At 73.1% G+C, this 20,073-nt stretch carries 22 protein-coding genes; 14 read left to right on the top strand and 8 right to left on the bottom strand.

Translation table 11 applies throughout. The features are described from left to right. Positions 1–188 precede the first annotated feature (188 nt). Together FF100_RS00930 and FF100_RS00925 are read right to left on the bottom strand one after the other, a co-directional pair. Positions 189–1,166 carry a YVTN family beta-propeller repeat protein gene (locus FF100_RS00930; RefSeq protein ID WP_246101863.1) on the bottom strand — a complete coding sequence of 326 codons (978 nt, stop codon included), beginning with the start codon at positions 1,164–1,166 and terminating at the stop codon, positions 189–191. Between the two features lie 146 nt (positions 1,167–1,312). Continuing rightward, positions 1,313–2,554: an ABC transporter substrate-binding protein gene (locus FF100_RS00925; protein WP_139033685.1), complete on the bottom strand. Its 1,242-nt coding sequence runs from the start codon at positions 2,552–2,554 to the stop codon at positions 1,313–1,315. Positions 2,555–2,705: 151 nt separating this feature from the next. On the opposite strand from FF100_RS00925, the gene FF100_RS00920 reads away from it, so the two are divergent. From FF100_RS00920 to FF100_RS00890, 7 genes are all read left to right on the top strand, one after another. Continuing rightward, a complete protein-coding gene (locus tag FF100_RS00920) occupies positions 2,706–3,230 on the top strand; it encodes a DUF3280 domain-containing protein (protein WP_139033684.1) in 525 nt (174 codons plus the stop codon). A 6-nt stretch (positions 3,231–3,236) separates the two neighbouring features. After that, complete coding sequence (locus FF100_RS00915) at positions 3,237–3,935, top strand: (5-formylfuran-3-yl)methyl phosphate synthase (protein WP_139033683.1); 699 nt, start codon at positions 3,237–3,239, stop codon at positions 3,933–3,935. An 85-nt stretch (positions 3,936–4,020) separates the two neighbouring features. Next, on the top strand, positions 4,021–4,614 hold the full coding sequence (locus FF100_RS00910) for an amino acid kinase family protein (protein WP_139033682.1): 594 nt from the start codon (positions 4,021–4,023) through the stop codon (positions 4,612–4,614). Next, positions 4,611–6,002 carry a DUF6513 domain-containing protein gene (locus FF100_RS00905; RefSeq protein ID WP_139033681.1) on the top strand — a complete coding sequence of 464 codons (1,392 nt, stop codon included), beginning with the start codon at positions 4,611–4,613 and terminating at the stop codon, positions 6,000–6,002. Before FF100_RS00910 ends, FF100_RS00905 begins: the two co-directional genes overlap by 4 nt. Positions 6,003–6,018: 16 nt before the next feature. Then, positions 6,019–6,612 carry a DUF447 domain-containing protein gene (locus FF100_RS00900; RefSeq protein WP_139033680.1) on the top strand — a complete coding sequence of 198 codons (594 nt, stop codon included), beginning with the start codon at positions 6,019–6,021 and terminating at the stop codon, positions 6,610–6,612. 25 nt (positions 6,613–6,637) lie between these two features. Then, positions 6,638–7,177, top strand: a complete 540-nt coding sequence (locus FF100_RS00895) for an SRPBCC family protein (RefSeq protein ID WP_139033679.1) — start codon at positions 6,638–6,640, stop codon at positions 7,175–7,177. Between the two features lie 62 nt (positions 7,178–7,239). Then, on the top strand, positions 7,240–8,184 hold the full coding sequence (locus tag FF100_RS00890; protein WP_139034261.1) for a YVTN family beta-propeller repeat protein: 945 nt from the start codon (positions 7,240–7,242) through the stop codon (positions 8,182–8,184). A gap of 162 nt (positions 8,185–8,346) precedes the next feature. Here the strand turns inward: FF100_RS00890 and FF100_RS00885 are convergent, their stop codons facing one another. The 3 genes from FF100_RS00885 to gspG all read right to left on the bottom strand — a co-directional run bounded on the left by FF100_RS00885 (position 8,347) and on the right by gspG (position 12,510). Then, positions 8,347–8,607 (bottom strand): BrnA antitoxin family protein, encoded by a 261-nt coding sequence (locus FF100_RS00885; protein ID WP_139033678.1) that lies wholly within the window; start codon positions 8,605–8,607, stop codon positions 8,347–8,349. Between the two features lie 517 nt (positions 8,608–9,124). Further along, positions 9,125–11,542 (bottom strand): type II secretion system secretin GspD, encoded by a 2,418-nt coding sequence (gene gspD, locus FF100_RS00880; RefSeq protein WP_139033677.1) that lies wholly within the window; start codon positions 11,540–11,542, stop codon positions 9,125–9,127. A 503-nt stretch (positions 11,543–12,045) separates the two neighbouring features. Beyond that, positions 12,046–12,510 (bottom strand): type II secretion system major pseudopilin GspG, encoded by a 465-nt coding sequence (gene gspG, locus FF100_RS00875; protein ID WP_139034260.1) that lies wholly within the window; start codon positions 12,508–12,510, stop codon positions 12,046–12,048. A gap of 193 nt (positions 12,511–12,703) precedes the next feature. Here gspG and FF100_RS00870 point away from each other — a divergent pair, with 193 nt between their 5' ends. From FF100_RS00870 to FF100_RS00840, 7 genes are all read left to right on the top strand, one after another. Continuing rightward, the gene (locus FF100_RS00870) at positions 12,704–13,675 is read left to right on the top strand and encodes a hypothetical protein (RefSeq protein ID WP_246101861.1); all 972 of its coding nucleotides are present in this window, start codon (positions 12,704–12,706) and stop codon (positions 13,673–13,675) included. Beyond that, entirely contained in the window at positions 13,675–14,172 is a 498-nt protein-coding gene (locus FF100_RS00865; RefSeq protein WP_139033676.1) for a prepilin peptidase, read from the top strand. The genes FF100_RS00870 and FF100_RS00865 overlap by 1 nt, the downstream gene beginning before the upstream one ends. Beyond that, complete coding sequence (locus FF100_RS00860) at positions 14,172–14,618, top strand: pilus assembly FimT family protein (RefSeq protein WP_139033675.1); 447 nt, start codon at positions 14,172–14,174, stop codon at positions 14,616–14,618. Before FF100_RS00865 ends, FF100_RS00860 begins: the two co-directional genes overlap by 1 nt. After that, positions 14,615–15,025 (top strand): type IV pilus modification PilV family protein, encoded by a 411-nt coding sequence (locus FF100_RS00855; RefSeq protein ID WP_139033674.1) that lies wholly within the window; start codon positions 14,615–14,617, stop codon positions 15,023–15,025. The genes FF100_RS00860 and FF100_RS00855 overlap by 4 nt, the downstream gene beginning before the upstream one ends. Further along, positions 15,022–15,642, top strand: a complete 621-nt coding sequence (locus tag FF100_RS00850) for a general secretion pathway protein GspJ (RefSeq protein WP_139033673.1) — start codon at positions 15,022–15,024, stop codon at positions 15,640–15,642. The genes FF100_RS00855 and FF100_RS00850 overlap by 4 nt, the downstream gene beginning before the upstream one ends. Positions 15,643–15,649: 7 nt before the next feature. Beyond that, positions 15,650–16,561, top strand: a complete 912-nt coding sequence (locus tag FF100_RS00845) for a type II secretion system minor pseudopilin (protein WP_139033672.1) — start codon at positions 15,650–15,652, stop codon at positions 16,559–16,561. A gap of 155 nt (positions 16,562–16,716) precedes the next feature. Next, on the top strand, positions 16,717–17,205 hold the full coding sequence (locus tag FF100_RS00840) for a hypothetical protein (RefSeq protein ID WP_139033671.1): 489 nt from the start codon (positions 16,717–16,719) through the stop codon (positions 17,203–17,205). Positions 17,206–17,761: 556 nt separating this feature from the next. Here FF100_RS00840 and FF100_RS00835 read toward each other — a convergent pair. The 3 genes from FF100_RS00835 to FF100_RS00825 all read right to left on the bottom strand — a co-directional run bounded on the left by FF100_RS00835 (position 17,762) and on the right by FF100_RS00825 (position 19,998). Next, the gene (locus tag FF100_RS00835; RefSeq protein ID WP_139033670.1) at positions 17,762–18,277 is read right to left on the bottom strand and encodes a hypothetical protein; all 516 of its coding nucleotides are present in this window, start codon (positions 18,275–18,277) and stop codon (positions 17,762–17,764) included. Between the two features lie 147 nt (positions 18,278–18,424). Beyond that, complete coding sequence (locus FF100_RS00830) at positions 18,425–18,949, bottom strand: GspMb/PilO family protein (RefSeq protein WP_139033669.1); 525 nt, start codon at positions 18,947–18,949, stop codon at positions 18,425–18,427. After that, positions 18,946–19,998, bottom strand: a complete 1,053-nt coding sequence (locus FF100_RS00825; RefSeq protein ID WP_139033668.1) for a hypothetical protein — start codon at positions 19,996–19,998, stop codon at positions 18,946–18,948. The genes FF100_RS00830 and FF100_RS00825 overlap by 4 nt, the downstream gene beginning before the upstream one ends. Positions 19,999–20,073: the final 75 nt, after the last annotated feature.

The following is a 20,073-nucleotide window of genomic DNA, read 5'->3' as shown; positions in this document are numbered from 1 at the left end:
TCTCCCCTCTCCCGTATGGGAGAGGGGCCGGGGGTGAGGGTGCTACGGTTCCGCAGGATCCTGAACCATCCCGCCAGCAGCACGACGCTCTGAGCTTCACACGGAAGCGTGTCACCCTCACCCCTACCCCTCTCCCACTCGGGAGAGGGGATCCCGCGCCTCATTCAGCTTGCGGCGCGGGGCTGAATTCACTGCGGCGAGACCGCGACGCCCCACGGGAGCAGGCCGACCGGGATGCTCTTCGTCACCTTCAGCGCCTCGACGTCGATCACCGAGACGTCGTTCGAGGTGCCGTTGGTGGTGAACACGAGCTTCTGGTCCGGCGTGAAGGCGAGCTGCCACACCCGCTGGCCGACCGGCAGGTATTTCTGGACCTCGTAGGTCTTGGCATCGACCACCGCGACCCGGTTGGCCGGGCCGAGGGCGATGAAGGCCTTGGTCCCGTCCCTGGTCAGGCGGACGCCGACTGGCTGGATCTGCTCGTCGGTGACGCCCGGGATCTTGAAGGTGATCTTCTTCACCACCTTGCGGGTCTCGACGTCGATCACCGAGACGGTGCCGCCGACCTCGGCCGACACCCAGAGCCACTTGCCGTCCTGGCTGAACTCGGCGAACCGGGGACGGGCGTCGACCAGCACGTTGTCGATCACCTGGAAGGTCTTGGTGTCGATGAAATGGGCCATGTTGGTGGTCTCGGAGGTGTTGACCAGGATCGCGCCGTCCGGGCTCAAGCCCATCCCCTCCGGCTCGACGCCGACCGGCACCTCGGCCACCACCTTGTTCTTCTCGATGTCGAGCACCGTGACCTGGCTGTCGTCCTCGTTGGCGACGTAGAGCGGGTTGCCGGACGGGTGAGCGATGAACTGCTCGGGGTCCGGCCCGGAACGCAGGGAGCGCACGATCTTGCCGGTCTTGGTGTCGAGCACGTCGATGCGGTCGTCGTCGCTGGCGCAGACGTAGAGCAGGCTCCCGTCCTTCCCCACCGTGATCCCCCGCGGCCTGCGCCCGACCGGCCAGGTCGCCGTGACCTTCAGCGTGTCGACGTCGATGACGCTGACCGAGTTGCCCTTCTCGTTGCTGACGTAGACCGTGGTGGCGTGGGCAGGTGCGGCGGCCAAGGGGGCGGCCGAGAGGGCCGCCAAGGGGGCCGCCAAGAGGGCTGCCATATGGGCGGCCGCGACGCGTGCGGCTTGCGCCGGTCTGATCCGGTGACGGCTCATTCGTCCTCCCCTCCGGCCGCGCTGCGCGCGATCCGATTATGCTCTTACCTGGCCCGCCGCGCCCTTGCGGGCGAGACCGACTTATGGCCGGGTCACGACTTCGTCAGCTTGCACTGCGTCTCCGGCAGATCCACGCCCAGCGTATCGAGCGGCGTGCGCTGGTGCAGGTAGCCCTGCTCCGGCGCCACCGCCACCAGGGCCTGGGGCTGGACCAGGAGCAGCGGCTGGCGCAGCTGGTGGTCCCAGGGGCGGAAGCTCAAGGCCACGCCCTTGTAGCCCGGCAGGCTGAAAGCCGGATCGGCGATGGCCGAGGCGAGTGCCGCCGGATCGACCGTCTTCTTCTGGAACGCGGCCTCGCCGACCGCCCGTACCGCGGCCCAGACCTGGTAGTCGAGGGGGCGCATCAGCCGGCCGGCGAGGCGGCGGAAGCGGTTCTGGGCCTGGGCGGCGCCCCAGACCTCCAGCGTCGGATGCCAGGTGGTCGGGACGAGCCCTTGCGTGCCGACGACGGGCCGCGGATCGACGGTGTGGAACGGCACGTAGTCGCCGAAGTCACCCGCCTCGTCGGCGACCACGGCGACGTCGTAATCGAGGCCGCGGGTGAAGACGAGGGCCTCGGCCCGGGTCGGGGTGTCGCCGCGGGCCCGCGCCAGCGGGCCGAAGGTCCAGGGCCGCTCGGCGCTGATCTGCAGGCCGAACTTCTTCGCCGAGCGCTTCATCGCCTCGGCCCACAGCTTGTCGCCGTCCTGCGGACCGGTGATCAGGAAGAGCTTGCGCCAGCGCATGAAGGCGAGGAACTGCGCGAGCGCGTCGGTCTGCATCGCCCGGCTCGGGGCGACGTGGAACACGTCGGCCCGGCAATCGGCGCCGCGCAGGCGGTCGTCGGGGGCGGCCGCGTTGAACAGGACGACGCCGGAGCCCTTCAGTGCATCGGCCACCGCCAGCACCTCGTCGGCGGGGAGCGCGAGCACGATGAAGCGCAGGCCCTTCGCGGCGAGGTCGCGGGCGGCGTCGACCGGGCTCTGCGGCGGCGTCTCGCCGGGGGCGGCGGTGCCGAGTGCCACCGCGTCGAGGGCGTAGCTCTGGCGCACGAAGCGTCCGGTCGTGGTGTTGTCCTGAATCGCGAGCTTGGCGCCGGCCAGCCCTTCGTCCTCGGGCGCGGCCTGGGCGTCGTAGGAGGACGGGGCCGGGACCGGCCGATAGATCAGGCCGATGCGGATCTCGGCCCCTTGTGGCGCGGCCGCGGCGGGCGGCGAGGGTGCCTGCGCGAGGGCGGCTGGCATGCCGGCCAGGGCGGCGAGAAGGGCGAGGGTGGCCGTGCGGAACTGTGCCATGCGGTCGGCACGCTACCAGGGATTCTCCCGCAGCCTCAACGCCTCATCGATGAGGATTCCCTAAGGACCCAGGCCCTCCCCCCAAAGTCCGAAGGCGGGCGCCGGGGGCCCGCGTTGCGTCCCCCCGCATCGCCGTGCGAGGGTCGGGGCGATGCTGGTTCTCCGCGCCCTTGGTCTTCGCGCCCTCTCGGCCCTCGCGGCCCTGCTCGTCGGCCTGCCCGCCGCGGCGGCCGCCGACAAGGCGGCTTTGTTCGGGATCGAGCTGGCCGAGCCCGGGACGATCGGGCCGCGCCCCTTGAAGCCGCAGGACGCCAAGCGGCTGGCGCTGGCGAGCGAGGCCCTGCGGCGGGAAGTGGTGGCCCGCGGGCTCGACCCCGTCGACCTCGGCCCCCAGGCCGCGGCGATCCGGCGCGACGCGCCGCTCTACAAATGCGAGGGCTGCGCGGAAACCATCGCCAAGGCGGCGGGAGCGGCGCTGGTCGTCTACGGCTACGTCCAGCGCAGCGCCCCGCAGGTGCTCAACCTCACCATCACCATCACGGAGGCCGAGAGCGGCAAGGTGCTGCGCGGCGGCCAGGTGGTGATCCAGGGCGACACCGACGACACCTGGCTTCACGGCGTGCGCTCGCTGGTGAAGAACCGCCTCTTCGCCGAGCCGCTGCCGAACCGGTCCTGACGTCCCGTGCCCCACCCCTCTCCTTCCCGCGTCCGCCTCCTCGTCAGCGTGCGCGACCCCGCCGAGGCGGCGCTCGCCCGCGATCACGGCGCCGACCTGATCGACGCCAAGGATCCCGACCGCGGCGCCCTCGGCGCCCTCCCCGCCGACATCGTGCGGGCGATCGCCGCCGCCGCCGGCGACCGGCTGTCGAGCGCGGTGGCGGGCGAGCCGGGCGACGCCGACGCGGCCTCGGCCTGCCTTGCGGCGCTCGCCGGAACGGGCGTGGGCTACCTCAAGATCGCCTGGGCGCCGGGCCGCGAGGCCGCGGGCCTGCGCCTGCCTGCCGGCCTCCCGGTGATCGCGGTGCTGTTCGCCGAGGACGGGCCGGACGGCGCCGACGTGCCGGCGCTCGCCGCCGCCGGCTTCTCGGGCGCGATGATCGACACGAGGGCCAAGGACGGGCGCCGGCTCACCGACCACCTGCCCCTCCCGCGCCTCGCCGGGTTCGCCGCCGCGTGCCGGGCGCACGGGCTGCTGTCCGGCCTCGCCGGGTCGCTCAGGCTCGACGACATCCCGGTCCTGGCCGCGCTGGGGCCGGGCTATCTCGGCTTCCGCGGGGGATTGTGCGCCGGGGCCGACCGGACGGGAGGCCTCGACCCGCAGCGGATCGCCGAGGCCGCGCGCTGCCTCGCCGCCATCGTGCCGTGCGTCGAGGCAGCGTAGTCGTGACCGTGCGGGTAGGGGCTGGTCGAGGACGCATCCGAACCAAGATATGGCGCGGAATCCCTGCGTGCGCAGGACATGCAGCATGAGCCACGCTCTCAGCGTCGTGAAGGTCGGCGGCAGCCTCGTGGCCGATCGGGCCCGGCTGTGCCGGCTGCTCGGCGCGCTCGCGGATGGCACCGAGGGGCCGGTGGTGATCGTGCCGGGCGGCGGCGGCCTCGCGGACGCGGTGCGGGCGGCGCAAGGCGCGCTCGGCTTCCCCGATCCCCTTGCCCATCGCCTCGCCCTCGACGCCATGGCGGGCATGGCCCGCATCTTCGCCGCCCTGGAGCCGCGCCTGGAGGTGACCCAGGACCCTGCGCAAGCGCTCGGCGCCGGTGCCGTACCGGTCTGGGACCCCTCGGCGCTCAAGGCCGGCCGGCCGGAGATCCCGGAGACCTGGGACGTCACCTCGGACAGCCTGGCCCTGTGGCTCGCGGCCCGTCTCGGCGCCGGGACCTGCCTGCTGGTGAAATCGGCCGACGCGCGGCTAGGTGCCGGGCCGGCGGAGCTGGCCCGCACCGGGCTCGTCGATGCCGCCCTGCCCGGTTTCGCGGCTCGGTTCCCCGGACGAATCGTGCTGCGGGGCCCCGGCGGCGACCGGCTGTGCCGCGCCGCGCTCGCGGAGTGTGCCGCGTGAGGGAGCATCTCGTCTTCGTCACCGGGCGCCTCGCCAAGGCGCGGCTGGAGAAGATCGCCGCCGGCCTGCCGCCGGACCGCTTCGCCTGGACCATCGCCGATGCCGGCGTGAAGGTCGCGGCACTGATGACGGAGGAGATCATCCGCCGTCGGGTCACGATGCCGGAGGGCGCGACGCGGGTGATCCTGCCCGGGCGCTGCCGGGCCGATCCGGCGGCGCTGTCAGAGCATTTCGGCCTGCCGGTGGAGCGCGGGCCCGACGAAATCGTCGACCTGCCGGTCTTCCTCGGGCTTGCCGGGCGAAAAGTGGACCTGTCGCGCCACGACGTGCGGATCTTCTCGGAGATCGTCGACGCGTCGCGGCTGTCGCCCGAGGAGATCCTGGGGCGGGCGCGCGACCTCGCCCGGCGCGGGGCCGACGTGATCGATCTCGGCGGGCTGCCGGACACCCCGTTCCCGCATCTCGGCGACACCGTGCGGCTGCTGAAATCCGAAGGCTTGCGGGTCAGCGTCGACTCGTTCTCGGCCGACGAATTGCGCCAGGGCGCCGCGGCCGGCGCCGATTTCCTGCTCAGCCTCAACGAGGAGACGCTGGATCTCGCCTTCGAGACCGATGCGGTGCCGGTGCTGGTGCCGATGCGGCCCGACGACCTGCCCTCCCTCGACCGGGCGATCGCGCGGATGCAGCGGGCGGGCCGGCCGTTCATCGCCGACCCGATCCTCGAGCCGATCCATTTCGGCTTCGCCGCCTCGCTGGTGCGCTACCACGAGACACGGCGCCGCCACCCCGACATCGCCATGATGATGGGCACCGGCAACCTGACCGAACTCACCGAGGCCGACAGCCTCGGGGTGACGGCTTTGCTGATGGGGGTGTGCTCGGAGCTGGCGATCGGCAACGTGCTGATCGTGCAGGTCTCGAACCACACCCGCCGCACGGTCGAGGAGCACGACGCCGCCCGGCGGGTGATGTACGCGGCGAAGGCCGACGCCGCCCTGCCCAAGGGTTACGGCCGCGCCCTGCTCTCGCTCCACGACAAGCGCCCCTATACCCAGACGCCCGACGAGATCGCGACCCTGGCGGCGGAGGTGCGCGACCCCAATTACCGCGTGGCGGTGGCGGAGGACGGGGTGCACATCTACAACCGCGACATCCACAAGACCGGGCGCGACGCGATGGCGTTCTTCCCCGATCTCGGCGTCGAGGGGGACGGCGCCCATGCCTTCTATCTCGGCGGTGAATTGACCAAGGCGGAACTCGCCTGGCGCCTCGGCAAGCGCTACGTGCAGGACGAGCCGCTGGAGTGGGGCTGCGCCCTGGATGCCGAGGTCGAGGACACCACCCGCTTCAAGGCCCCGGGCCATACGCGCCACAGCGGCAAGCCCTGAGGAATCATCGAGAGTCATGCCGCTGATCCTCGAGACCATCGTGACGACGGCCGCGGCCGACGGGGCCGTGCACCTCGTGCCGTTCGGGCTGATCCGGGAGGGCGAGGATTATTGGGTGGCGCCGTTCCGGCCCTCGCCGACCATCGCCAACCTGGAAGCGCAGCCATACTTCGCCGCGGTGGCGCCCGCCGATATCCGGGTGATCGCCGGCTGCGTCACCGGCCGGCGCGGCTGGCCGACCGTGCCGTGCCGCAGCATCCCGGTGCCGCGGCTGGCCGAGGCCTATGGCCACATGGAATTGCAGGTGGTGGAGGTGCGCGACGATCCCGTCCGGCCGCGCTTCCGCGGCCGGGTGGTGCACGAGGAGGCGCACCAGCCATTCCTTGGTCACAACCGGGCGGTCAACGCGGTGCTGGAGGCGGCGATCCTGTCGACGCGCCTGCACATGCTGAATCCCGAGACGGTGCTGGCCGAGCTGCACCACCACCGCATCGCCGTCGAGAAGACGGCCGGGCCCGCCGAGCGCGAGGCCTGGAACTGGATCGCCGCGAGGGTCGCGGCCGCCCTGCCGCAGGCGGCGGCCGCGACCCTCGCAGTCGATGACGCGTGAGACACGCGCGAACAGGAGAGACCCGATGAAGCGCATCATCGCGGCGGCCCTCGTGGCCGCCTTCGCGGCGGCCCCCGCCGCCCAGGCCCACGGCCCGACCCGCAAGAAGGTCGAGGAGAAGGTCACGATCAACGCCAGCCCCGACAAGGTCTGGGCCGTGGTCGGCAACTTCCAGGACATGAGCTGGCTGCCGCCGGTCGAGAAGACCGAGGGCAAGGGCGGCAACGAGATCAAGGCCACCCGCACCCTCACGCTGAAGGGCGGCGCCACCGTCGAGGAAGAGCTCTACAAGTACTCGGCCGAGCAGAAGAGCCTGTCGTACCGGATCAACAAGGTCGACGTGAAGGTGCTGCCGGTCAACAACTACTCCTCGACGATCAAGGTCGAGCCGGCCGACGGCGGCAAGGCGTCCGAGGTGGTGTGGGACGGCGCGTTCTATCGCGGCTACATGAACAACGATCCGCCGCCCGAGCTGAGCGACGAGGCGGCGATCAAAGCGGTCAAGGAGCTGTATCGCAGCGGCCTCGACAACCTGAAGGCGAAGATCGAGAAGGGCAACTCGTGAGCCCGAGCAGGTTCCGGAAACGTGTCGTGCGGTTTTCCGATCAGAACCTGCGTCGCTCCAGGATGACCCGGCACCTTGCCGGGCTCTGCCTGCTGGCCGGGATCGGCGTGTCGCCGGTCCCCGCACGGGCGGCGGAGGCGTTCGTCACGGCGCAGAATGCCGATGCGGTCGACGTGGTCGATCTCGAGGCGCTCAAGGTGGTGGCGACGATCCCCGTGCCCGGGGCGCCGGCCGGCATCGGCCTGTCGCCGGACCGGGCCCGGGTCTACGTCACCGCTCCGGAGGGCAAGGCGCTGGTGGTGATCGACGCGGCGTCGCGGCGGGTCGCCCGGACCGTGCCGCTCGGCGGCGGGCCCCTCGGGGTCGGGGTCAACCCGGTCAGCGGGGCGGTCTACGTCGCCGACTGGTACGCCAAGCGGCTGTGGGAGGTCGATCCGCAGAGCCTCGCGGTCGCGGCCGAGATCGCGGTCGGCACCTCGCCGTCGGGCATCGCGGTGACGCCGGACGGACACGTCCTGCTGGCGGCGGACCGGGACGACGACGCCCTGTCCCTCGTCGATACCGCGACCCGCCAACGGGTCGCGACGATCCCGGTCGGCACGCGGCCGTTCGGGGTCACGATCGACGCGGACGGCAAGCGGGCCTATGCCGCCAATGTCGGTTCGAACGACGTCTCGGTGGTCGATATCGCGGAGCGCCGGGAGGTCGGCCGGGTGAAGGTCGGCGAGCGGCCCTACGCGGTGGCGCTGGCCGGCGGCCGCGCCTTCGTCACCGACCAGTATGGCGGCACGGTCAGCACCTTCGACACCGCGACCCTGTCCCCGGGACCCCGGCTCGATGTCGGCGAGTACCCGGAGGGCATCCAGGCAAGCCCGGATGGCCGGCACGTCTACGTGGCGAACTGGGAGTCGAACACCCTCACGGTGATCGATACCGCGTCCCTGCGTGTGACCGGAACGGTGAAGACCGCGGACGGACCGCGGGCCTTCGGGCTGTTCCTGCGCTGAGCCCCGGCGGGGTCACCCGTTCGCGGATCGGCACCGAGGGGTAGTTCGACGCGAACGGGTTGGTCACCAGCCCGCCCTGCGCCTGCGCCGGGGCGGCCAGCAGCAGCAGAAGCATCGAGAAGCGCAGCCGCACCGGAACCAACCGACTCGGGGACACGCGACTCAGAGTCCTGCGGCCTTGCGCAGGGCGGCGTTGATGCGCTCCTGCCAGCCCGGGCCCTCCTCCTGGAAACGGTCGAGCACGTCGCGGTCGAGGCGCAAGGAGACGGTCTCGCGCAAGCCCGGCACCGCAGCTTTCGCGGCAGGCTTGACCGCCTTGGCGTCGGGGGCCGGGCCCTCGGGGGTCTTGCGGGTCACGGCCCGGAACGCGGCCTCGGCGGCTTGCCGGGGATCGCTGCCGCGGCGGGAACGGTCGAATGACATGAGGGTCCTCCTCGCCTAGCTCTATCACGGCATGGCGAGCCCCGAAAACACGAAGGCCCGCCGGCGCACCGACGAGCCTTAAGGGGCAGGGTCCACGTTTCAGGGTGCGGGTGGTCGTGCACGATACGCCGATGATGGCCGACTCGGCCCCGTATCGTATTCAGCCCGCCCTGAAGCCACTATCCCTGTCGATCGTAGTCCGGTGGCGTTTCCTGATCACCGGCATCGGTCTGTGTCGCGTGAGGGCTGCAACCTTGAGAATTCATGGCTACCTCCTCGAGTTCAACTCGACGAAGACTATGCTGCTCCTCTCCGGAGGGATGGTCAAGAGGGATTCGTCGCCGACTGCGCGAGGCCGCCATCCGGAGGACAAACCTTACGGAATCCTTACGGGATCATGACGATCCGACCGCCGGCCGCAGGGCTGCCCGGGGAAGGTTGCGCGGGCGGTAGCGACCGACATTCCCTCGCGCCGTCCTCGGATCCGCTCGCGCGGACGGCGCAAGGCAGCACTCCTTCAATCCAGCATCCGTCGCAGGATCCCTTCCGGCCCCTCATGCGCGATCGGCAGGGGCGCGGGCGGCAGGACCGGGCGGACCGGCATCATCGCCCGGAACTGCTGGCGGAAATCCTCGGCGATGCGGTCGGCCTCGACGGTGCCGCGGATCACCCGGGGGCGGATGAACACCAGGAGCTCGGTCCGCACCCGGCTGTCGATCCGGTTGCGGAAGGCCGGACCGATCACCGGCAGGTCGCTCAGCACCGGCAGGTTCTCATTGGTGATCTGCGCCTTTTCCTGCACCATGCCGCCGATCGCCAGGCTGTGGCCGTCGCTCACCGCGACGCTGGTCGCGACGCGGCGCTGGCGGATCGTCGGCGAGTCGATCGCCGAGGTCGTGGTCGGGACGACGTCGCTGACCTCCTGGTTGATGTCGAGCACGACGAGGCCGTTCTTGTTCACCCGCGGCGTGACCGAGAGGATGACGCCGGTATCCTTCATCTCGATCTGGTTGAGGATCGGTGCGCCGGCGGTGAGCGCGCTCTGGCCCGATTGCTTGATGATCGGCACCTGGTCGCCGACCTGGAGCTTGGCGGTGCGGTTGTCGAGCACCGTGATGTTGGGCGACGAGATCACGTTGACCCGGGTCACGCCCTGGAGCGCGTTGAGCACCACGTTGAAGTCGGCGGCGTTGAGCAGGTAGTTGAAGCCCGGCACGCCGCGGGCCGCCGCGGCGACCAGCCCCGAGGTGCCGCTGAGGCCGAGGCCCGTCGCGGCCTTGCTGGTATCGGCGCTGCCGAGGTTGAAGCGGCTGCCCTGCTGCTTGAGGAACCACTGCACGCCGAAGGCCAGGTTGTCGTTCAGCGTCACCTCCGCGATGACGGTCTCGAGCAGCACCTGCGTCGGCATCGCGTCGAGGCGGCCGAGGATGCGCAGGATCTTGTCGTACTGGTTGCGGGTGGCCGAGATCACCAGGCTGTTGTTGGCGTCGTCCGCGACGATGCCGATCGCGTCCCGCCGCATGCCGGCGCCGCCGGCAAAGCCCGAATCGAGCCCGCCGCCGTAACCTCCGCCGCCATAGCCCCCGCCGCCGAGCGCACCGGCGCCCAGCCCTCCCGCACCAAAGCCTCCCGCGCCCAAGCCCCCCGCGCCCAAGACCCCGCCACTCAAGCCACCGCCACTCAAGCCCCCCGCCGCGCCGGAGGCGCCGCCGAAGCCGGCTCCGCCGGCGGCGGGATCGCCCGTTCCGCCCGAGGCCCAGCCCGAGCCCGACGGGGAGGCGCCGCCGGACGCGCCGCCCAGAGGACCGCCCGCGGTGCCGGCTCCCATCGAACCGGATCCCATGGCGCCCGCAGCGCCGAAGCCGCCCGCGCCCCCGAGCCCGCCGCCCATCCCGCCCCCCAAGGCGGCGTAGCCGCCGCCGGAGGCTCCCCCATAGCCGCCGAAGCCGCCCGCCCCGGCGCCCCCGTAGGCGCCGCCCATCTCCGCCATGACCACGCCCTGCAGCACGGCGGCCAGTTCCTTGGCCGAGCGGTTCTGGATCCGGTAGACGAAGAGCTGGCGCTCGCGGTCGGCGGCCAGGGTCTCGAGCTGCTCCAGGAGCGCCCGGGCGCGGTCGAGATAGGCGGCGCGCGAGCTCACCACCAGGATCGCGTTCAGGGCCTCGTTGGGGATGAAGCGGATGACGTCGCCGGTGCCGGCGGTCTCGCCGCCGAAGATCTGGGTCAGGTCGCGGGACAGCGCCACCGGGTTCGAGCTGCGGACCGGCACCATCGCGGTCGACATGCCGCGCATCCAATCGACGTCGAACACCGCGATGGTCTGGCGCAGGACCCGGATCTGGTTGGCGTCGCCGGAGAGGATCAGCAGGTTGCGCGCCCGGTCGGCGCGCAGCACGACCTCGCGCGGCGCGACCGCTCCCAGGATCGCCTGCATCTCGGCGGCCGAGATCCAGCGCAGGGGCACCGCGACGGCGCCCGATTCGGCCCCGAGGCCCTGGACCGGGCGGATCTCGGCGGGCGTGCCCGCGGGCACGATCTGGACGCTGCGGCCGGCGCGGCGCAGGGACAGGCCGCGGCTCGCCAGCGCGCCCTCGACCATCCGCAGCAGGGCGTCGCGGCTCACCGGCCCGCCGGTCTGGAGGGTGATGGTGCCGGAGGCGCGCTCGTCGAGGCTGTAGCCCCAGCCGAGCGTGTCGGCGAACACCGCCTTGGCGGCGACCGGCAGCGGCACCTCGACGAGGTTGAGGCTGACCGGGCCGCCCGGGATCGGCTCCCGGGCCGGCGCCTCGCCGCCAATCAGGCGGTCGTTGCCGCGCAGCACGAGGGCACCGGGATCGCGGCGGCCCGGATGGTGCTGGAGCGGCTCGGCGGCGTGGGCCGTCGACGACCAGCCGCAGGCGAGCGCCAGGGCGAGGACAGGCGCAACTCTGGTCATCCGCTCGCCGTTCCCCAAAGCCCGCTTCGTCGATGACCGAACGTTAGGCGGATCATGGTTAATGGGGAGTTGAGGACGGCCTGGCGGTCCAGTTCCGGCAGTTGCCGTTAGCGAGACGTGCAGCTTCCGCGTGCGATCTGCCGGAGCGATGCCCAGTCGGGATCAGGTCGGGAGCGAAGTCGTGGGGCGGCGGCGGCGACCGGACACGCGGCGCAAGACCGCCCGATGTGGCGGCGGAATCTGTCCGATGACCTGGCCGAACGCCGATTAGACTTGGCTTGACGCCGCCGATACCGACGACCGTCATCCCGGTGCCGCGCAGGCGGAACCCGGGATGACCCGCAGAGGCCTCGGCGATCGGGCTGGATCGGCCGGAGCAGCCCATCAACCCGGACGCGACGGGGGAGCGGAGTCCGATCGCATTGCCGGCGGTCGCTCCTCCCGATCGTTGATTTCGCTGCATTTTTTCCGACGAACCGGTATCCGCCTCGTCGGAAAATGCTCTAGTTGCTCGCCACGTCGGCCTGATCGCCGTTGCCGCCGGGCTTGCCGTCGGCCCCCAGGCTGTAGACCTCGAACGGCGTGCCGCCGGCGCCCGGGGAACGGTAGAGATAGGCGTGGCCCCACGGATCGGTCAGGCCGCGGGCATCGCGCACGTAGGGGCCGCGCCAGGTCGGGCCGCTCGGCTGCACCAGCGCCTGCAGGCCCTGCTGGGTCGTCGGGTAGGCGCCGAGGTCGAGGTAGTAGAGCTCGACCGCCTGGGCGATGTTCTTGACCTGGATGCGCGCGGTCTCGCCCTTGGCGCGGCCGAGATAACCGAGGACCTGCGGCGTCACCATCGTGGCGATCATGCCGATGATCGCCAGGACGACGAGCAGCTCGACCAGCGAGAAGCCGGCCTGGTTCTCTCGCCGGCTTTCTGTCTGGCCGTCTTGCCGCTTCCCCAGCGGCTCCCGGCTTTGCTTCATGGTCGTGACGAGCATCGTGCGGCCTCGCGGCGAGCGGACAATCCGCGGGCACGCTGCCAGTCCTTCGTAAAGAAGCCCTCTCTGCCGAAGCTGACGGAGGGACGGCGCGGCGGGACGGTCGGGATTTGTTATCCAATTCCGGCCAGGATCCCGGCCTCATCGACGAGTCCCTGGGGCAGCGGCAGGAGGAAGCATGCAGCGCGCAGCCGAATACGCGGGCCGGCGGTCGCGCGGGCGCCGGCCGGCGATCGCCGGGCTCGCGCTCGCGGGCCTCGTCGCGCTCGGGGGGGCCGCGCTCGCTGGGGAGCCGCTGCAAGCGCCTCTTCAGGTGCCGCTGCCGGCGCCGCTGCCGCCGATCCGCGTCCTGACGCTGCTCGTCGCCGTGCACCTCGTGGGCCTGAGCTTCGGCCTCGGCGGCGCGACGATGCTCGATTTCTGGATCCTGCGCTGGATGCGCTGGGGCAGCCTGCCGGGCGAGATCGCCCGCATCTTCCTGTTCGTCAGCAAGGTCGTGTCGGTCGGTCTCGGGCTGCTCTGGCTCTCCGGGCTCGGCTTCCTCGCCGTCTACGCGGTCGAATCCCCGGAGAAGTTCGACAACCCGAAGCTCTGGGCCAAGATCGCGGTGGTGCTGGCGCTCACCGTCAACGGCCTCCTGATCCACGCCGTCGTGCTACCCGGCGTGCTGCGCGACCTCTCCCGGCCGATGCTCGACGGGGTGTCGGGCCGGCGCACCGCCATCTTCCTCATCTCCGGCGCAGTCTCGGGCGTGTCGTGGTACGCGGCCTTCGCCCTCGGGCTGATGCGCGAGCTGAACGGCCGCGTCCCCGCCAGCCTGCTGCTCGCGCTGTGGCTCGCCGCCGTCATGGCGGCCGCGCTGGCGGCCTACATCTACTGGCTGCACCTGCGCGAATGGACCCTGCGCCATGCCGCCCGCGACGCGGCGGAACCGCAACCGGAATCGCCGCCCGAGCCCGCCCCGGCGCGCGAGCCCGGGAACACGGCGGCGCCCGCGCCGAACCTCCCGGCGGCTCGCGCGCCAGCGCGGCCGGACGCGGCCGAGATCCGCAGCCCGGCCGCCCCGGCCCGGATCCCCTCCGACCGGATCCCCTCCGACCGGATCTTGGCGCTCACGCCGGCCCGGGCGCGTCCGGGCCGGCGGGCGTGATGTCCGCCGCCCTCCTCGCCGGCGCGGTGCTGACCGCGCTGCTGCCGCTGCCGCTGACCCTGCCGGCGAGCCTGATCGACCTGCGCCGCGGCATCATCCCGAACGCGCTCAACCTCGCGCTCCTGGTCTCGGGCCTCGGCGTCGCCGCCTGGGACGACGGCATCCGGGGTTTCGGCCTCGCCCTCGCCTCGGCGGCCGCCGCCTACGCTTTGTTCCGGGCGGTGCGCGCCGGGCATGCGCGTCTCACCGGCCGGATCGGGCTCGGCCTCGGCGACGTCAAGTTCATCGGGGCCGCCGCCGCCTGGACCGGCCTGAGCGGCCTGCCGGTGCTGATCCTGGCCGCCAGCCTGTCGGCGCTCGCCGTGATCGGCGTCCTTGCCGCCACCGGGCGGGAGATCGGACGCACCACCGCCCTGCGGTTCGGGCCGTTCCTGGCCCTCGGGCTGCACGCGGCGCTCGGGATCCAGGCCGCTCTCGTCCTCGGCCCGATCGACTGATGGCGGGGCGGGGACAGGAGGGCTTCACCCTCGTCGAGATGCTGGTGACGATGGCGATCCTGGGCCTCGCCGCCGGGGTCGCGTTCCAGTCGCTCGGCCCCGGCGCCCTCGACCGGCGCGCGCTCCTCGTCTCCGAGACAGTCGCCGCCGAGATCGGCCGCCTGCGGGCCGAGGCGATCCGCTCGGGCCGGCCCGGGCGCCTCGCCTTCGAGCCGGGGGACGCCCGCTTCGTGAGCTCCCGCCCGGGTGCGGCGCCGATCCCGGTCGGGTCCTTGAGCATCGCGGTCGAGCCCGGGCCGACGGGGCGGCCGGTGCCGGGCGAGCTGCGGCTGCTGCCCGACGGCAGCTCCTCCGGCGGGCGGATCGTGCTCGCCGCCGGCCCCGCGCGCCGCGTCCTGTCGGTGAGCGCGCTCACCGGCCGGGTGCTGCGGGAGGACGGGCGGTGATCGCGCGGCTCCGCCGCCTGCTGCCGTACCGGCCGCACCCGTCGGACGAGGACGGCTTCACCACCGTCGAGGTGCTGGTGGCGTTCGGCATCGCCGCCGCCGCCACCGTGATGGCGTTCCAGATCGCCGGCACGGCGGCGGGTGCGGTCCGACGGATCGAGGCGAGCCGCGTCGCAGCCGACGAGGCCGAGGGCGTCGTGCTGCGCCGCCTCGCCGACGGCCCGCTGCGGCCGGGCCTGCTGCAGGGCACCTTCTCGGACGGCACGCCCTGGACGCTCAGCATCGCCGACCTGCGCCCGGTCCTCGGGCTCGGCCGGGTGCCGCCGCCGCTCTGGCAGGTCCGGGTCTCCCGCGGCGGGACGGACGCCCCGCTCTACGCCACCCTGATCCCGGGGAGGCCCGAATGAGCCGGCCGCCCCCCGAGCGCGCGGCCGCGGAGGCCGGCTTCACCCTGGTCGAGACCCTGGTCTGCCTCGCGCTCGCCGGGCTGATCGGGGTGCTGCTGCTCAACGCCGTGCGGATCGCCGGCGGCGCGGCGGCGGCGGCGTCCCGGGCCGCCGGGGCCGAGGAGGTGCAATCGGTCCGCGACCACCTGCGGCGCACCCTCGGCAGCCTGGCGCAACGGCGCCCCGACGGCCGCCGGCCGACCCTGCGCGGCGGCCCGGACGGGCTCGTGGCGGCGCTCGCCCCCGACCAGACCCTCGAACGCCCGACCGAGCTCGCCGTCACGCTGTCCCGCGTTCCGGGCCGGGACGGCGCCTTCGACCTCCGGGAGAGCCGCACCGAGGCCGAGATCATGCCGGGGCAGCCGGCGGCCCTGCGGGCCGAGGTGATCCTCGGGCGGATCGCCGGGCTGGTCTTGCGCTATTACGGCGCCCCGTCCGAGGGCGCCCGGCCGGTCTGGCTGCCGGCCTGGTCGCGGCCGGACCGGCAGCCGCTGATCGTCGAGATCCAGGTCGCCTTCCCCCCGGCGGATCGCCGCCGATGGCCGCCCCTGCTGATCGCCCTCGATTCCGGCCCATGATCCTCTCATGAGCCTCCCAGACGTGAGCGCCCCCGACGCCTGCCCGGTCCAGGACGACGAGGCCGGCCTCGTGCTCCTGTCGGTGCTGGCGATCTTCATCGTCGTGGGCGCCGTGCTGGCGGCGGCGATCCTGCAGGTCTGCTCCGCCACCGGCCTCGCCCAGGCCCGGGCCGAGGCCGTACGCCTCCAGGGGGCGGCGGACGGCATCGGCCGCCTGATCGCCTACCAGCTCGACCTCGCCCGGACCAATCGCCGGACCGGCATCGGCCTGCCGGAGGACGGCACCGTCACCGCCTGCCCGCTCTCGCCCGGCCGCACCGCGTACGTGTCGCTCCAGGACCAGGGCACGCTGATCGACCTCAACGCCACCCCGCGCCCGGCGATGGAGGAGGCGTTCCGGCTCCTCGGCATCCCGGACCGGGAGGTGCTGGCGCTCGCCGCCGAGATCGTCGATTACCGCGACCTAGACGACGCGCCGGAGCCCAATGGCGGCGCCGAGCTGCCGCAATACCGCGCCCGCGGCCTGCCCTGGGGACCGCGCAACGCGCCCTTTGCCAGCATCGACGAGGTCGACCGCCTGCCCTCGATGACGCCTGCCATCGCCGCGCGCCTGCGGCCGGTGCTGACGGTCTACAACGAGGGTGGCCGCTTCGACCTCGCCGCCCTGGTGCGGCGGGCCAACCCCGGGGCGATCCGCTCCCTGCCGGGCTCCGCCGGCCCGGTCCCGTCGCCGCGGCAGGTCTTCCGCCTCTCGGTCGTCGTCGAGGAGGGGCGCGCCCGGGCCGGGCGCTCGGCGATCCTCACGCTCGGCGGCTCCGGCTTCGTCGTCTGGCAGCAGACCGTGGCACCCGACCTCGTCGGCGGCACCGGCCATCCCGCCTGCGCGCCGATCGCGGTGGCTCTCGCGGCGGGGCCGTGACGCCATGCCGAAGAGGAAAGCGTCCCGGCTGGGCCGATCGAACCGGATCTGATCGGCGGGACGCGGAGTTAAGCTTAGGCGAAGGGTCGGCGAGATCTTCGATGCGAGGAGGTCTTCGATTCGGCGCCTGGGCGAACGGAAGGGAGCGCGATGCGATGACGGAGACCAGGACGGTGCCGCGGTGCCCGGACGTGGTGCTGTCGGATTTCGGGACCTTCTTCGAGGAGCACCGGCTCCGGCGCGAGGCCGAGGCGGATCCCGAGCCGCAGGATCCGGCGCCGCTCTCGCCCGAGGACGCGCAGCGCGTGGCGCTCCTGCGCGACATCACCGCCGAGGTACTGGAGGCGGCCGGCAGCCAGCTCGCGCCCCACGGCGTCCTGATCGAGCGCGGGCCCTCCCTTCGCGGTCGGCCGGATTTCGAGCAGGCCTACACCCAGTTCATGCTGATCAACCGGCATACCGGCCGCGCCTCGGACGTCTACGTGATGAGCATCACCGATGCGGGCTACTTCCTGGCCAGCGCCTGCGACCCCCGTCTCGACCACGACCAGAGCGACCGCCAGGTGACGCATTGTGCCGCGAGCGCCCTGACGTGCGACATCGTCGCCCGGGTGGTGAAGGACGCCATCCTGCACGTCGCCTGACCCCGGCGCGACGGCCGGGGAGGGCGCCAGGCGAAACCGGGGATCACACGCGTTAACCTGTCGTTAGGTTTTTGTTCCAGCGCGACAGTTTAAAAAAGTCGGCGACGAATTCCGCTTGACCATCCCTCCGGAGAGGAGCAGCATAGTCTTCGTCGAGTTGAACTCGAGGAGGTAGCCATGAATTCTCAAGGTTGCAGCCCTCACGCGACACAGACCGATGCCGGTGATCAGGAAACGCCACCGGACTACGATCGACAGGGATAGTGGCTTCAGGGCGGGCTGAATACGATACGGGGCCGAGTCGGCCATCATCGGCGTATCGTGCACGACCACCCGCACCCTGAAACGTGGACCCTGCCCCTTAAGGCTCGTCGGTGCGCCGGCGGGCCTTCGTGTTTTCGGGCCCGAGACGCGATGCGGCTCGCCAGGGCCCCCCTCCCTCGTCCGACCACGCCGCCGTCTCGCACCTTTCGGGAAGGCCGCGGTGAGCGCAAGCCAAGCCCTCCGGTCGGCCGGCGCGGGACGCCCCCGTCGCCGGGCGTCACGTCACCCGCCCTCACTGCCGCAGGCCCGCCTCGGCCACCGGCTTCGCCCCCACCGGCCTCAGGGTCGTGGGCGCGCCGAGGAAGGTCGCGACGTAGCGGCGCTCGCCCTGGACCAGGGTGACCCGGTCGCGGCCGATCTCGGCGATGCGCCAATCCCCCCTCCCCTCGCCGCGGGCGAGCCAGGCCTGGATGCCGCTGCCGTCGTCGATCAATGCCCGGGCGGCCGAGCCGTCGAGCAGGATGCCACGCACGGTCAGGACCGGCCGCGGCGGGTCGCCGGCGAGGATGTCGCGCGGGCCCCGGGCGGTCCAGGGACGGCGACCGGGATCGAAGAGCGGGCGGGCGAGCGCGGTCTCGTCGGCGGGCGGCACCGGGGCGGCGGCCCGGCGCGGCGGGGCGGCGGGCCCGCCATCGACCGGCCAGGCGAAGGCGGCGAGCATCAGCGCCGCGGCGCCCGCGCAGGCCACGCGCGACCCGCGCCCGGTCGCCGCCAGGGCGGCCCGCAGGGGGGGCAGGATCCGTCTCATGGCCTCGCGCCTCTGCAACGACGCCTCGACGCACGGGCGCTCGGCGCATCGGCGCCGGCGCCCGTGCGGGCTTGCCCTGCGCCTGCGAACGCGCCCGTTCTCAGGCGCGGCGGTACCGCGGCACGCACGGTCATGTCGGGCTCCCGGTCACGGCGTCCCCTGGGTCGGTGGGGCGGGCAGCAGCACGCCGCGCACGGTAAGGGTCAGGCGCATCACCGTCGCCCGCCCGATCTCCGGATCGGCCGGGCGCTCGACGCTGAGCTCGGCCTCCTCCGGCACGATCAGGGGGCTCCCGGTCTCCAGCGCCTGGAGCAGGCCGTGCAGCCCCTCGGCGGTGCCGCGCAGGGAGGCCGAGAGGCGCGGCAGGGTCGGGCGCGCCGGATCGGGATTGATCCCCGCCCCGTCGACGGACGCCACCCGCTCGGCGGCCAGCGCGTCGAGACGGGACCGGAAGGCGAGGACGAGTCCGGTCTCGTCCGGGGCGCTCAACGGCGCCGGCACCGGGGGCGCCGCGGCGGCGGCCTGCGCCCGGGCGAGGCGGTCGCGGGACGCCGCGATGTCGTCGGCGGCGGCCAGTGCGTCGAGCACCGGCCCGGCCGCGACGGCGGCGGCGAGGCTCACCCCCGCGAGGCCGAAGATCAGCGCCCGGCCGTTGACCGGGAGCGCTCTCACGGCCGGCCCCCGGCGGGACGGCGCGGCAGCGCGACGACGACGCGCTGGCCGCCCTCCATCGGGGAGGCCTCGCGCAGCTGCGGCGCGCCGAAGCCCGGCAGCGTGCCCAAGGCCGCCAGCACCGCCGGCGGGTCGGGAGCGACGAGCGTCAAGTCGAGCCCGGCGCCGGTCAGGCGCAGGCTCTGCGCCGACACCGTGGCCGGCAGCGCCGCGGCGACCGCATCCCAGGTGCGGGCCATGGAGGGCCCGCGCTCGGCCAGGATCGCGGTCGCGCCCGCCTGCACGGCCGGCGGCAGGCCCGAGGCTGCCGCCCGGCGCGCCATCGCGAACGACTCGTCGAGGGCCTGGAGCGTCGCCGCCTGGTGCTGGCGCAAGCCCAGGAAGGCCGCGAGCAGGAACAGGAACGTCACGGCGGCGAGGACGAGGTCGCCCGCGCCGCGCAGGAGCCCCGGCAGGGCGCGGTGCCCGCTCGACAGCAGGTCGACCGGCATCGTCCGCTCCTCGGACGGGCCGACCGCCACGACGCTCGCGCTCATGCCGGCCCCCGCGAGCGCCGCCAGCACGGGGCCGAGGCGGGCGCGCTTGAGCACGACGTGGCGCACCCGCAGGGTGCGGGTCTCGGGGTCCTCGCCCTCGACGTACCAGTCGCTGAACACCTGGTCGGCGCGGAACGGGGTCGCGGCCTCCAGCTCCTGCGCCAGCACCGCGCGCATCCGCGGCAGCGCCGCGCTCGGCAGGTCCAGGGTGCGGATGAAGCAGGCTCCGGGATCGACCAGGACCTTCGCCCGCGCCTCGGTCCGGCCGCCCCGGATCGCGGCGAGCCGGTCGGCGAGGTCGTCGGCCGCGAGATCGAGGCGGTAGGTCCGGTCTTGGCCCTCGCGCCGGTCGATCAGCGTCAGGCCGGGATCGGTCGGGGGCCCGAGCCGCAGGATCAGCAGTGCCGGCGCGCGGTCGGTGCGCGGCTCGGAGAAGCCGAGGAGAAGCGAGGCGGCGTCGAGGCCCTGGCGGAACGAGGCCTCGACCGAGGACAGGGCGGATGGCGCGCGCAAGACGGGTCGGCTCCGGCGCCCCGGACAGGACGAGGGGCGTGGGGACCGGTCTAACGCCGCGATATTTCCGTCCGC

Origin of the sequence: Methylobacterium terricola (genome assembly GCF_006151805.1) — a bacterium.
GTDB lineage: Bacteria > Pseudomonadota > Alphaproteobacteria > Rhizobiales > Beijerinckiaceae > Methylobacterium > Methylobacterium terricola.
Note: the sequence above shows the minus strand (reverse complement) of the source record. Positions and strands in the feature narration are given on the sequence as shown.

Coding starts and splice junctions, on each gene's coding strand:
- FF100_RS00835 (WP_139033670.1), bottom strand. CDS start 18,277: ATGAGACGGATCCTGCCCCCCCTGCGGGCCGCCCTGGCGGCGACCGGG.
- FF100_RS00930 (WP_246101863.1), bottom strand. CDS start 1,166: ATGGCAGCCCTCTTGGCGGCCCCCTTGGCGGCCCTCTCGGCCGCCCCC.
- FF100_RS00860 (WP_139033675.1), top strand. CDS start 14,172: ATGGCGGGGCGGGGACAGGAGGGCTTCACCCTCGTCGAGATGCTGGTG.
- FF100_RS00890 (WP_139034261.1), top strand. CDS start 7,240: ATGACCCGGCACCTTGCCGGGCTCTGCCTGCTGGCCGGGATCGGCGTG.
- FF100_RS00920 (WP_139033684.1), top strand. CDS start 2,706: ATGCTGGTTCTCCGCGCCCTTGGTCTTCGCGCCCTCTCGGCCCTCGCG.
- FF100_RS00865 (WP_139033676.1), top strand. CDS start 13,675: ATGTCCGCCGCCCTCCTCGCCGGCGCGGTGCTGACCGCGCTGCTGCCG.
- FF100_RS00850 (WP_139033673.1), top strand. CDS start 15,022: ATGAGCCGGCCGCCCCCCGAGCGCGCGGCCGCGGAGGCCGGCTTCACC.
- FF100_RS00840 (WP_139033671.1), top strand. CDS start 16,717: ATGACGGAGACCAGGACGGTGCCGCGGTGCCCGGACGTGGTGCTGTCG.
- FF100_RS00870 (WP_246101861.1), top strand. CDS start 12,704: ATGCAGCGCGCAGCCGAATACGCGGGCCGGCGGTCGCGCGGGCGCCGG.
- gspG (WP_139034260.1), bottom strand. CDS start 12,510: ATGAAGCAAAGCCGGGAGCCGCTGGGGAAGCGGCAAGACGGCCAGACA.
- FF100_RS00885 (WP_139033678.1), bottom strand. CDS start 8,607: ATGTCATTCGACCGTTCCCGCCGCGGCAGCGATCCCCGGCAAGCCGCC.
- FF100_RS00910 (WP_139033682.1), top strand. CDS start 4,021: ATGAGCCACGCTCTCAGCGTCGTGAAGGTCGGCGGCAGCCTCGTGGCC.
- FF100_RS00900 (WP_139033680.1), top strand. CDS start 6,019: ATGCCGCTGATCCTCGAGACCATCGTGACGACGGCCGCGGCCGACGGG.
- gspD (WP_139033677.1), bottom strand. CDS start 11,542: ATGACCAGAGTTGCGCCTGTCCTCGCCCTGGCGCTCGCCTGCGGCTGG.
- FF100_RS00845 (WP_139033672.1), top strand. CDS start 15,650: ATGAGCCTCCCAGACGTGAGCGCCCCCGACGCCTGCCCGGTCCAGGAC.
- FF100_RS00895 (WP_139033679.1), top strand. CDS start 6,638: ATGAAGCGCATCATCGCGGCGGCCCTCGTGGCCGCCTTCGCGGCGGCC.
- FF100_RS00925 (WP_139033685.1), bottom strand. CDS start 2,554: ATGGCACAGTTCCGCACGGCCACCCTCGCCCTTCTCGCCGCCCTGGCC.